Below are 12,221 nucleotides of genomic sequence, written 5' to 3'. Positions count from 1 at the left end.
TAAGCCCGAGGTCGCTTTGATGAAAGATGAGTCTGCACAAACAGACATGATAAAAGCGCAGGCTAAAATAGCGTTTCAGCGTGATCAAAGACAAGCGATAACTCAATATTTTAATCAACGATCAGGGATAGAACTCGATGCGCTAAGGCAAGAACAAGCCAATGCCTATGCCAAAGAACAAATAAGTCCTCGGTTATTTAAAGGCACGGTGCCATTAAGTGCGCAGATGCAGGATACTAAATTAATACATGATGCTAAGATTGATGTGGATTGTGCTAAGGGGATCAACCAAGTATTAGCCACTATCAGTGCATTTACGTTACAAGCTGTAGTGTGTCAGCAGAAAGGGGATATTGATCCGTTTATTCAAAAACGCTTGCAAAAGCTAAGTCCTCGAGAACGTTCAGGTGAGCTGCTCACACCTAAACGACGCGAACCCAAACCATAAACATGACCCAGTAATAAACACAAAAAAAACCAATTTATCAAAGGTTCCCTAAGAGTCGCTCCCACCACGATCTTTTCTTCGGTTTGACGGGCTTAGGCTTTTGCACCACTGCCCCATTACAACTCATTACTTTTTCATTCAAACCTGATGAAATAGCCGGTAATGATATACTCCCAGGGCAACCAGCTAACATTTGCGCCCCCGTCTTAGCATTAAAATGAGCGATTTCTAAACCTGAAGGGAAACGTCGAGATAATGACTTTGGTTCCATTTGAGCCTGGAAATCCATATAGACTTGCATCGCACCGCTACTGCCACTAAGACCGGTTTTAGCATTATTATCATCCCCTACCCAAATACTCGCGAGTAAATTCCGGTCAAACCCTACAAACCAACTATCACGATAATCATTTGTCGTACCGGTTTTACCCGCTAAATTAATCCCACCAAAACGTGCGCCTAGTTGTTTTGCTGTGCCTTCTTTGGTGACTTTATGCAATGCATAATTTAATAAATACGCCACGCGCTCATCAATGCGCTGCTCACTGTAATCACTGTGCATCCATAACAACACATTGTCAGGTGATAACACCGCGCTCACCGCATGTAAGGGTCTATATAAGCCATCATTAGCGAGCGTTTGATACATTTGATTGACTTGTAATGCCGATAAATTGACTGCCCCTAATGAAATAGCCGGTAACGCGGGTACAGGTTCATCGATGCCTAATGCCGCTAGGGTATCTACTACATTTTCAATACCAGTATCTAACGCGACTTGTACAGCAGGCAAATTACGTGAATTGATCAACGCATCTAATAAGCGTACTTCACCTAAAAATTTCTTATCTGCATTTTGTGGCGCCCAGCGCTTTCCTTGTGGATCTTCCATCACTATCGCTTGATCAGGCAACATGCTGGCAAGTTGATACACTGTCGGCTCGCGTAGAGCATTATAATAAATTGCAGGCTTGACTAAAGAGCCAATTGAGCGGCGTGCATCCAACGCACGATTAAAGCCTTTCGTATCCACAACGGCATCACCAATCATGGAACGAATACCACCACTGCGAATATCGCTGATCACCATCGCCCCCTGTAAAGCACCTATATTTCTCTTACTCGCTATCGCTGCCACTCGAGTTGATAAGGCTCTCTCAGCGCGGCGTTGGGCATTAATATCTAACGTTGTGAAAACTTTCAAACCTGATTGGCGAATATTGGGATCAGCTAATATAGTACTCAGTTCTCGTGAAACTTGATCCATAAACGCAGGATGTTTTCCGCTAGCTAAACTCGTTCCACTGGCAACTTTTAATGGCGAATTGACCGCATTTAAATAGGCTTCTTTCCCAATTTTATTTGCATCAAATAGAATTTTAAGCACTAAATCACGTCTTATTTGAGCACGTTCTGGCGATCGTCTTGGATTATAATAAGAGGGACCTTTAAGCATGCCTACCAAAGTTGCAATCTCAGGAAGGTTAAGCTCATTTATCGGACGGTCAAAATAGAAATGTGACGCCAGTCCAAAACCATGTACTGCTTTTCCCCCATTTTGTCCTATAAATACTTCATTCAAATACGCTTGTAAAATCGCTTCTTTACTATAACGCGCGTCAATCACCAGTGCCATTAACGCTTCTTTAATTTTACGGGTATAAGATTGTTCGCGAGTTAAATATAAGTTTTTAACGAGTTGTTGAGTGAGGGTTGACCCCCCTTGAACCTTTCGACCGGCACTGATATTGGCCATCAAAGCACGGGCAATGCCGATGGGGTTCACTCCCCAATGAGAATAAAAACTGCGATCTTCTACCATGATCAAGGCTTCGGTCAGGATCACTGGCACTTCATCTAGCGTAACCAACATCCTGTCCTCTCGACTGCCCGGCACGAGTCTAGTAACCAACCAAGGCTCAAAGCGCAATTGAGGTAAGGAATGATTTGTATCTAAATCATTAATAGCGCTGATACGCCCTTCTTGCCATTGAATTCGAACATGTCGTTGTGCCGCGTATCCATCGGCAAAATCAAATGCCCGCCGATAAACCACTAATGAGTTCCGCCCAACGGCATATTCACCAACATTCGTGACGGTCGATTGACGCCGATATCCGAGTAGTTTGAGCTCATCAATAATTTCTTTTTGAGTAATTTCTTCTTTGATGCTAAATGTCAAAGGACGGGCATAAATTTGAGCAGGTACTTGCCATTTATTGCCAGAAAAATGGGGCTTAATCAACGCATCTAAATACAACAAATACGCAGCTATTAATGTGAACATCACAATAGTCAAGGGCCAGAAATGCGCTTTAAACCAGCCGGATATACTTTTTAGCAAGATTTTTTTCTCATTCTAATATTTACATTTCGCATATTAACAAAAGCGACTAAATTATTGATAAACATAAGACTATTTTAAATTAAAAATACCAACACACAGTACATTAATTATCTATTAACTTAATAGTAACAGTATCGTTGTAACACTCTAGTCGTAATGTTATAGACAAGCTATACAGTAATTTCTAGTATGGTTACATATTGACCATCTTACTGCATAGGCAAGAAAAGACCATGGGACAAAGTGAGCACGAGGAAATACTTCAAAGCATTAACAAATACAGCCAAGTATTTAATGCGATGGTACAAGATATTTTATCTAAACAAGCCACTGACGATGCCAAAATCTCCAACGTTGCTTCGATCTTTGATCCTAACAAACTTATCTCGCTAATGTCAGATAAAGTGGAGATTGATTCTGCGAAATTACTCCAATCGCAAATCTCATTCATGGAAAAACAATCTGCATTATGGCAACAAGCTAGCATGGCGATGATGGGTGAAGCTGCCCAGCCAGTCATTACTGAGCCGCGTTCTGATCGCCGCTTTGGCCATGATGAGTGGCAAGAAAACCCCGTATTTAACTATCTCAAGCAAGCATATTTATTAAATTCACAAATGATCGAAAATATTGTTGATGCGATGGATTTCAAAGATGTAAAAACAGCGGATCAAATCAAGTTTTACACTCGCCAATATATCAACTCTGTTTCCCCGACTAACTACGTCCTGACTAATCCAGAAGTGTGTGAAGATATTTTAAAGTCGAATGGTGAAAGCATCCTCAAGGGCATGCAAAACTTTATGGAAGACTTGGAAAAGTCCCCCTTAGAAGCATTTAAAATTACTCAAACCGATCCCGACGCTTTCACAGTAGGTGAAAATCTCGCAACCACTCCCGGTGAGGTCATATATAAAAATGAATTAATTGAATTGATTCATTATCATCCAACAGTAGAACACACCAACGAATTACCGTTTTTATTTGTACCCCCGTTTATTAATAAATATTACGTGCTCGATTTAGACGAACAAAAATCAGCGGTCAAAGCGCTACTTGACGCAGGTAATGATGTATTCATGATCTCTTGGGTAAACCCTGATGCTGAACTTGCTGACACAGATTTTACTGATTATATGAAAAAAGGCCCCATAGCGGCACTCGATGCGGTGTGTGCTATAGCTAAAGCAAAACAAGTCAACTTAACGGGTTTTTGTGTCGGTGGCACACTCAGCTCAGTGACAACGGCTTACCTACGCAGCAAAGGTGATAATCGCATTGCTTCGTTAACTCTACTCACGACCTTGTTAGACTTTTCTGAACCGGGTGAAATTGGAAATTATTTATCTGAAGAAATGTTACCGATGATCGAGAATAATGCTGATATCAAAGGGATCTTTGATGGTCGGATCCTCGGTCTTTCATTTAGTTTACTCAGAGAAAACAGTCTATTTTGGTCATTCTTTATCAAAAATTATTTACAGGGCAAAGATCCTGCTCCATTTGATATTTTATATTGGAATTCTGATTCAACCAACATTCCTGCAGCGTGTTACAAGCAATACTTGCGTAACACCTATTGGGAAAATAAGTTGAAAGATCCGAATGCCTGGGTCATTGACGGTGTAGGCATTGATTTGTCAAACATTGACGTCCCAGTGTATTTCCTCGCAACGATGGCTGATCATATCGTGTTATGGAAGTCAGCTTACCAAGGATTACAATATGTATCTGGAGATAAACGCTTTGTATTAGCTGGTTCAGGCCACCTAGCAGGCGTCATCAACCCAATCAATGGGGGCAAGTACCCACATTGGCTAAATAATAACCTCCCTAACGACGCAGAAGAATGGTTTAGCGGTGCAACTGAGCATGCCGGTTCCTGGTGGAACGATTGGCATACATGGCTAGACCAAAAATCAAGCAAACACACCAAGGCACTTAAGCCTGGTTCACACAAAGACTATCCCACGCTTTACCCAGCGCCGGGGAAATATGTGTTAAAACGCTTGTAAACATATAAAAAGCAAACGCGTCAATATCGATAAGATGCGATTTAAGTGAGTCCTTATGGTGACACCACTTTACTTTTAGTTGTTGTAAAAGATAACTAGGTTTGCTTGCGCTCGAATTTAAATTAGAAAAGGAGGTATAGATGACAACCATTGCATTTCCAAAAGAGATCAAACAGGATGAAAAACGCTGTGCGTTAATGCCTAGTAATATCAAAGCTTATACATTATTAGGTCTTGATATCGTTGTAGAAAGTGGACTAGGAGATCATATCTTCATTTCCGATGATGCTTATGAAGCCGCAGGTGCGATAGTCACCTCGCGTGAGAGCATTCTCGCTGCTGGCGATTTTGTGATTACCGTCAATAAACTCCCTTTAGCAGACGTTAAACTATGCAAATCCCAAGCATGTTTGATTAGTTTCCTAGATCCCTTTAATGAATTAGATTATCTCACCGCTCTATCCGACTCAGGGCAAACGAGTATTAGTGTGGAAATGATCCCCCGTTCAAGTCGTTGCCAAAAAATGGATGCGTTGAGCTCCCAAGCAAGTCTCGCCGGTTATTCGATGGTAAGCATCGGCATGCAACAATTAAATACTATATTACCCATGATGATGACCCCATCAGGCACCATTAAATCGGCGAAAGTATTCGTGATTGGAGCTGGTGTTGCAGGTCTACAAGCCATCGCTACAGCTAAGCGCTTGGGCGCAACCGTGACTGCGTTTGATACCCGTGAAGTGGTTGCCGAACAAGTTAAATCACTCGGTGGTAAGTTTCTAGAGATTGATTTGGGACAAACGGCCCAAACTGAACAAGGTTACGCCACCGAACTGACCCCCGAACAAATGGCTAAGCAGCAAGCTGCGCAAGAAGCTTGTATTGCAGATTCAGATATCGTGATCACTACAGCACAATTATTTGGTCGTAAACCACCGAAATTAATTAGTAAAGAGACTGTTGGTAAAATGAAACCTGGCAGTGTGATTGTTGATATGGCTGCTGAAAATGGTGGAAATGTAGAAGGAACGGTCGCAGGCAAGACGGTATTAAAACAAAACGTTTACTTAGTAGGTAATGGCAACTGGCCCTGCATGGTTGCTAAAGATGCCAGTCAAATGTATGCCAACAATATGCTTAATTTGATCAGTGAATTTGCTGACAAAGAAACGAACACGGTGAACTTAGATTTAACTGATGACATTTTACAAAGCTGTGTCATCACCCATGCTGGCAATATTGTCAATCCAGTGATCCGTAAACACCACAATATTGATTTGGAGAAAACTGTATGATCGCTATTTATTTACTATTCATTCTCATGTTAGCCATTTTCTTAGGTTTTGAATTGATTCAAAAAGTCCCTGCAACTTTGCACACGCCATTAATGTCAGGTGCCAATGCTATCTCAGGCATTACTATTTTAGCGGCTATTGTTCTGGCTGGAAATGATTCTGGTACTGCTGCCACCGTGCTAGGTGTCATTGCTGTGTTTTGTGCGACAGTCAATGTGGTAGGTGGATACTTAGTGACTGACCGCATGCTTGCCATGTTCAAAAAGAAGTAAGGAGACAAATTTATGGATAATTTAATATTAATCAATATTGTGTATGTCATTGCCGCAGCTTTATTTATTTTTGGTCTCAAACTATTAGGCAACCCTGCGACAGCCCGAAAAGGCAATATGCTTTCAGGGCTCGCGATGCTAGTTGCCATTATTGTGACCTTAATGGACCAAAATATCGTGTCATATGGATGGATCATGGTCAGCATTCTTGCGGGTTCAGCCGTCGGGGTCTATGTCTCCAAAAAAGTTGAAATGACAGGCATGCCAGAGTTAGTGTCACTCTTTAACGGTGTGGGTGGTTTAGCCAGTGCTGCAGTAGCGATAGCTGCGATGGTCGCCTCAGAGCTATCTAGTGGGATTGCAAGCATAAGTGTCATTGCCTTAATCATAGGTTCAGTCACATTTTCAGGATCATTAGTCGCATGGGGCAAATTATCCGAGCGAGTTTCCGGTAAACCTATCGTTTTTAATCAACAAGCTATCGCTAATTATGGATTGATTGCAGCAACAATACTATTCAGTAGCTTGTATGTGCTAAATCCCTCTTCGCTATTCTTTATTGTTGTGGTAATTGTATTGGCACTAGCCATCGGGGTGATGGTGGTATTACCCATTGGTGGTGCAGATATGCCCGTAGTCATTTCTTTATTAAATAGTTATTCGGGCTTAGCCGCCTGTGCAGCTGGTTTCGCCCTTGAAAATAACCTTTTAATTGTCGCAGGAGCTCTGGTAGGAGCCAGCGGTATTATTCTTACGAATATTATGTGTAAGGCGATGAATCGCTCATTAATCAACGTGCTCACGAGTGGTTTCCAAGAAGTAGTAACCAACGAAATTGTGGTCGAAGGTGAAATTAAACCGATCAGTGCCGAAGATGCATTTTATGTTTTTGAGGCGGCGCAGTCTATTTTAGTTATCCCTGGTTATGGAATGGCAGTTGCTCAAGCACAACATGCAATGAAAGAATTACAAGAACTGTTAGAAAAAAATGATGCCGAGGTAGTCTATGGTATTCACCCTGTTGCGGGGCGTATGCCAGGCCACATGAATGTATTATTAGCAGAAGCAGATGTTTCATATGATTTATTATTAGAAATGGATGAAGTGAATCCTCGGATGGAAAACTTTGATATTGCGATTGTCATTGGTGCTAATGATGTCGTTAATCCGGCAGCACGTGAACTGGAAGGTAGCCCAATTTATGGTATGCCTGTCATTAATGCAGATTTAGCTAAAAACGTGTTTGTTATCAAACGTAGTATGTCTTCAGGCTTTGCTGGTGTAGATAACCCCTTGTTCTTCAAAGATAATACACGAATGATTTTTGGTGATGCAAAAGAGGTTATCAACAACATCGTACGTCAATTTAACGATTAATTAATATGCCTCTCTTTACCATCCTAATGAAGAGATAAAATAGCAGTTTCCTTGCGAGTATGGGGAAACTGCTATACAGTATTGTTTTAACTGTATTGTTCATAATCCTGCCTCCAAGGAAATCTCCTCTGTGATTACTATCAAAAAATACCCTAATCGTCGTTTATACGATACATCACAGAGCAAATACATTAACCTTGAGCACATCAAAACCTTAATCAACGAGCGTATCGAGTTTGAAATTGTCGATTCGAAAACAGCGGATGTGATTACTAAGTCTATTTTATTACAGATCATTAGCGAATCCGAAACCAACCAATCTCAATCATTGTTAACTGATAAGCTACTGCAACAATTGATTCGTTTTTATGGTTCAGATATGCAGCCTTTTGTGAGGCAATACCTCGAGCAGTCTCTGGTCCAATTCATGGAACAACAAGATAAAGTGCAATCCGTGGTTAAAAATATGGTCGATACATCTCCAATTGGGATTTTTGGTAAAATGATGGAAACGAATTTGCAAGCATGGAACGCAAGCAAAGATAAAAAATAACCTCAACCAGCACAATTCAACTCACTACCACCATCGTATTACGACTATATTTTTTCGCACCGCAACACCCCTCAAGATATTGATATAAAAAACTTTTAAAAATAAATCTGAAAATTTATGTTGCACCGCAACAATTTTTACTTGACCTTTTTTTGTACAGTTACTATTATTAAATCAAGTCAATGTTGCAGCGCAGCATTTAATTAAGTGATTGAGGACAGAATCATGTTTGGTAAATTTTCAGAGCAAGTTAAAAAATCGACAAAACCGGTCAACTCACTTGTTGCATTAAACGCGAAAAAATTGGAAGAATTATCGCAAATGCAAACAGAATTTTTCACAGGCTTCATGGCTGATAGCGTTAAATACGTTGAGGCAATTACCATACAAACTGAAGTCAAGGGTGTCATTGCCGCGCAAACATCTTATGCAGAAGCGGTTAAAGAGCGCATCGCTAACGCTTCTAAACATACTTATGGTGCAATTAATGACATCCGCGAAGAGTATACGGATTTATTAAAAACCAGTTTAAATGATGCATCTGCAGAAGTTCCAGCCGCTTTTCAAGCGCCGACTGTAGCTACGGCAGCACCATCTAAGCCAGCAGCCTCTGCAAAACCAGCAGCTTCTAAAGCTCCTGCTAAAAAAGCAGTTGCTAAACCGGCATCAAAGCCAGCGGCTAAAGCGAAACCTGCAGTAAAAACAGCAAGCAAGCCGGCGACAGCAAAATCTGCAAAAGAAGCACAAAATAAACCTGTTACAAAGCCAGTAGCAAAACCAGTAGTGAAAGCAGAAGCTAGACCGGTTGCAAAGCCTACTACAAAGCAAAACACTGCGACTCCAGCAACTGCTGCAGCGACAAAAGCGTAATACCAATTTTTATATTAAACTAAACGGAGTAACATCATGTTTGAACAACTAAATGACCAACTTAAAGAGTCAATGAAACCAGTAACTGAACTAGCAACATTAAACATGTCTACATTACAAGACATCGCTGAAAAACAAAACGCATTATTCTCTAGCTTATTAAGCGACGGCATGTCTTTCGTTGAAACGGCAAGCAAGCAAAAAGATGTTATGTCTCTTGCTGAAACACAAAAAGCCTACATCGAAGGTTTGCAGGAAACTGTGACCGAAGCAGCTAAAGAATCTTATGAAGTCATAACTTCTGCTCAAAAGAAAGCAACTGAGCTTGTAAAAGAAGCTTCTGAAGAAATGGGTACTAAATTTGCAACGGCAGCTGCTAAGTAATTAGTCAGTTCTTTAAGCAATATGACATAACACTTCGTTAGTGCCGCAATAGTGATGCTACGAAGTGTTATTTATATATACGGCATAAATTCTTTTCTATGCTTCAAGTAACAAGCTAAGGACACCGCATGAACAATTACCAAGCTTATGACTATATGGCCCGTAGCGCGCAAGTCATGCATGAAGGATTAAGTATCCTAAATGACTTTAGTAGCCACCCAGCGAATCCTTTTTCTTACACTTGGCCTGGCAAAGTCACCAAAGCATCTCTTGAAACCGCCATGCGCTTAACTCGTCGGTATGAAAAAATTGGCTTTAACATTGATGAAGTAACTATTGATGACAACACTTACTTAGTTAAAGAAGAAGTTGCTTTTGCCAAACCATTTTGTGATCTAATCCACTTCAAACGTATGGGTAAAACGGACAACCATAAAGTGTTATTAGTCGCCCCCTTATCAGGGCATTTTGCGACACTGTTAAAAGGCACTGTAGAAGAGTTACTGCCAAGCCACGAAGTATATATCACCGATTGGGCTGATGCGCGAGAAGTCCCGCTATCAGAGGGGCCTTTCAGCTTTGATTGTTATGTATCCTATCTTATCGAATTTATGCAGTTTTTAGGTGAAGACACTCATCTAATCGCAATTTGCCAGCCAACCGTTCAAGCATTGATTGCGACAGCAGTATTAGCAGAAAATAAAGACAAAGCGACACCGGTATCATTGACTTTAATGGCTGGCCCAATTGACCCTACTCAAAATCCAACCCGTGTGAATGAATTTGCGCAAACACGTCCTATGAGCTGGTTTAAAAATATAGCTATCATGCAAGTGCCTTATGGATATCCTGGTGAAGGGCGAAATGTATACCCTGGTTTTATGCAGTTGGGTGGTTTTATCTCGATGAACCAAGAAACGCATAATAAGAAATACATAAATTTTTTCCAAAATTTGTTGGTCGGTGACACTGAAGATGCAGATCGTTTTCGCGCATTTTATGATGAATATATGGCAGTATTAGACATTCCAGCTGAATTTTACTTAGAAACCATTGAACGCATCTTTAAAAACAATGAACTTGCACAAGGTAAAATCACCTATAATAATAAGCCTGTAAATTTCGACGCTATTAACAATACGGCATTATTAACCGTTGAAGGTGCGGATGATGATATTTGCGGATTGAAGCAAACCGAAGCGGCTCAAGATATTTGTACACAAGTACCTAATGGCATGCGTAAACACCATGTTCAACAAGGTGCAGGACATTATGGGATTTTTAGTGGTTCAAAATTCCGCCAATATATTCGTCCATTAATCTCTGAATTTATCCATAAATACGATAAACGCTAAATCTATGTGAAACTTCATGCAAAATCTCGTACTATTCAATTTCATAATTAGAATGAGATCACGCATGAAGCTTTTACCCTCTTTATTTATCATCTCAGCAAGTTTTGGGATGACTTTACCTAGCTATGCACAAATAAATTTCTCCGAGTGCATCAGTGCATTAACAACTCAAGCTAAATCTAACGGCATAAGCCAAGTGACGATAGACAAAACCCTTAAAAAGGCCAAACAACGTGAACAAGTTGTGAAGCTCGATCGTAACCAACCTGAATTCCTAGCAACATTTGCAGACTATTATTCAAAACGGGTCAATGACTGGCGTATCAACAAAGGTCGTGAAAAATTCAATGAACATCGAGAGTTCTTACAAGCACTTACGGACCAATACGGTATCCCAGGTCAATATCTTATGTCATTTTGGGGCTTAGAGACAAACTATGGTGGGTACAAAGGTAAGATCCCAACGATTGATGCATTAGCAACTCTGGCATGTGAACCTCGCCGCAAAACCTTCTTCACGAATGAGCTAATGACCATGTTGGATATTGTACAAAATCAATCTTTAGATGTGGATACGATGAAAGGGTCTTGGGCTGGGGCGATGGGTCATACTCAGTTTATGCCCACGACTTATGCACAATATGCTATTGACGGCGATGGTGACGGGAATATTGATTTATTTAATTCTGAGCGTGATGCGCTGGCATCTGCTGCAAACTTTCTTCACAAACTTGGCTGGGAGCCTGGGTATCGCTGGGGCCGAGAAGTCACCTTGCCACGAGATTTTGACTACTCACTCGCAGACAGAAAAATTAAAAAGCCACTTTCTTTTTGGCGTGAACAAGGCGTAAAAACGGTTTATGGACATGCCCTATCGGATATTGATTATCCAGCGTCGGTCATCGTACCATCAGGCTATAATGGCCCAATTTTTTTAGCCTATAAAAACTTTCACATTATTATGCGTTGGAATGCATCACAATCTTATGCTATTGCAGTGGGAAAATTAGCCGAACAAATCAATAATGCCCCAGGCTTAGTAGCATCATTCCCCAATACACAACCAATATTGCGCGATGAAGCCAAAGCTTTACAGCGTCATTTGCAAGCGCTTGGTTATGATGTCAATGGTATAGATGGAGTGATTGGCTCAGGTACACGTGCTGCAATTCGCGCTTTTCAGCTAGATAATGGCATGATTGCAGATGGGTTTGCGCATCCTGAAGTATTTGAAAAAGCCGCCCAATTAGCCACCTCATAAACAAAAACACCTACATTATATGTAGGTGTTTTCCTTAATTGCTC

General features: G+C 40.8%; 11 protein-coding genes. 10 read left to right on the top strand and 1 reads right to left on the bottom strand.

Translation table 11 applies throughout. From position 1 onward, the window contains the following. Positions 1-19: 19 nt before the first annotated feature. The gene (locus G2999_RS05515) at positions 20-448 is read left to right on the top strand and encodes a hypothetical protein (RefSeq protein ID WP_010179562.1); all 429 of its coding nucleotides are present in this window, start codon (positions 20-22) and stop codon (positions 446-448) included. A gap of 37 nt (positions 449-485) precedes the next feature. Here G2999_RS05515 and mrcB read toward each other — a convergent pair whose 3' ends face one another. Further along, a complete protein-coding gene (gene mrcB, locus G2999_RS05510) occupies positions 486-2,792 on the bottom strand; it encodes a penicillin-binding protein 1B (protein WP_010179561.1) in 2,307 nt (768 codons plus the stop codon). 236 nt (positions 2,793-3,028) lie between these two features. Here mrcB and G2999_RS05505 point away from each other — a divergent pair, with 236 nt between their 5' ends. The 9 genes from G2999_RS05505 (at position 3,029) to G2999_RS05465 (ending at position 12,177) form a co-directional block, all read left to right on the top strand. After that, positions 3,029-4,810 carry an alpha/beta hydrolase gene (locus G2999_RS05505; protein ID WP_010179560.1) on the top strand — a complete coding sequence of 594 codons (1,782 nt, stop codon included), beginning with the start codon at positions 3,029-3,031 and terminating at the stop codon, positions 4,808-4,810. Positions 4,811-4,950: 140 nt separating this feature from the next. Beyond that, on the top strand, positions 4,951-6,105 hold the full coding sequence (locus G2999_RS05500) for an NAD(P) transhydrogenase subunit alpha (protein WP_010179559.1): 1,155 nt from the start codon (positions 4,951-4,953) through the stop codon (positions 6,103-6,105). Next, positions 6,102-6,377 (top strand): NAD(P) transhydrogenase subunit alpha, encoded by a 276-nt coding sequence (locus tag G2999_RS05495; protein ID WP_010179558.1) that lies wholly within the window; start codon positions 6,102-6,104, stop codon positions 6,375-6,377. The genes G2999_RS05500 and G2999_RS05495 overlap by 4 nt, the downstream gene beginning before the upstream one ends. 12 nt (positions 6,378-6,389) lie before the next feature. Then, positions 6,390-7,754, top strand: coding sequence for an NAD(P)(+) transhydrogenase (Re/Si-specific) subunit beta (locus tag G2999_RS05490; protein WP_010179557.1), 1,365 nt, complete (start codon positions 6,390-6,392; stop codon positions 7,752-7,754). A 130-nt stretch (positions 7,755-7,884) separates the two neighbouring features. Beyond that, positions 7,885-8,307, top strand: coding sequence for a polyhydroxyalkanoate synthesis repressor PhaR (phaR, locus tag G2999_RS05485; protein ID WP_010179556.1), 423 nt, complete (start codon positions 7,885-7,887; stop codon positions 8,305-8,307). A 225-nt stretch (positions 8,308-8,532) separates the two neighbouring features. Continuing rightward, complete coding sequence (gene phaP / locus G2999_RS12635) at positions 8,533-9,177, top strand: TIGR01841 family phasin (protein WP_010179555.1); 645 nt, start codon at positions 8,533-8,535, stop codon at positions 9,175-9,177. Between the two features lie 36 nt (positions 9,178-9,213). After that, positions 9,214-9,561, top strand: coding sequence for a phasin family protein (locus G2999_RS05475; RefSeq protein ID WP_010179554.1), 348 nt, complete (start codon positions 9,214-9,216; stop codon positions 9,559-9,561). A gap of 128 nt (positions 9,562-9,689) precedes the next feature. Beyond that, entirely contained in the window at positions 9,690-10,916 is a 1,227-nt protein-coding gene (locus G2999_RS05470) for a polyhydroxyalkanoate depolymerase (protein ID WP_010179553.1), read from the top strand. A gap of 64 nt (positions 10,917-10,980) precedes the next feature. After that, the gene (locus G2999_RS05465) at positions 10,981-12,177 is read left to right on the top strand and encodes a lytic murein transglycosylase (RefSeq protein ID WP_010179552.1); all 1,197 of its coding nucleotides are present in this window, start codon (positions 10,981-10,983) and stop codon (positions 12,175-12,177) included. Positions 12,178-12,221: the final 44 nt, after the last annotated feature.

The organism is Glaciecola sp. HTCC2999, from assembly GCF_000155775.1.
GTDB lineage: Bacteria > Pseudomonadota > Gammaproteobacteria > Enterobacterales > Alteromonadaceae > Opacimonas.
Note: the sequence above shows the minus strand (reverse complement) of the source record. Positions and strands in the feature narration are given on the sequence as shown.

Excerpts from the sequence above, each read along its gene's own strand:
- G2999_RS05470 (WP_010179553.1), top strand. The coding sequence starts at position 9,690 with ATGAACAATTACCAAGCTTATGACTATATGGCCCGTAGCGCGCAAGTC.
- G2999_RS05500 (WP_010179559.1), top strand. The coding sequence starts at position 4,951 with ATGACAACCATTGCATTTCCAAAAGAGATCAAACAGGATGAAAAACGC.
- G2999_RS05495 (WP_010179558.1), top strand. The coding sequence starts at position 6,102 with ATGATCGCTATTTATTTACTATTCATTCTCATGTTAGCCATTTTCTTA.
- G2999_RS05515 (WP_010179562.1), top strand. The coding sequence starts at position 20 with ATGAAAGATGAGTCTGCACAAACAGACATGATAAAAGCGCAGGCTAAA.
- G2999_RS05465 (WP_010179552.1), top strand. The coding sequence starts at position 10,981 with ATGAAGCTTTTACCCTCTTTATTTATCATCTCAGCAAGTTTTGGGATG.
- phaP (WP_010179555.1), top strand. The coding sequence starts at position 8,533 with ATGTTTGGTAAATTTTCAGAGCAAGTTAAAAAATCGACAAAACCGGTC.
- G2999_RS05505 (WP_010179560.1), top strand. The coding sequence starts at position 3,029 with ATGGGACAAAGTGAGCACGAGGAAATACTTCAAAGCATTAACAAATAC.
- G2999_RS05490 (WP_010179557.1), top strand. The coding sequence starts at position 6,390 with ATGGATAATTTAATATTAATCAATATTGTGTATGTCATTGCCGCAGCT.
- G2999_RS05475 (WP_010179554.1), top strand. The coding sequence starts at position 9,214 with ATGTTTGAACAACTAAATGACCAACTTAAAGAGTCAATGAAACCAGTA.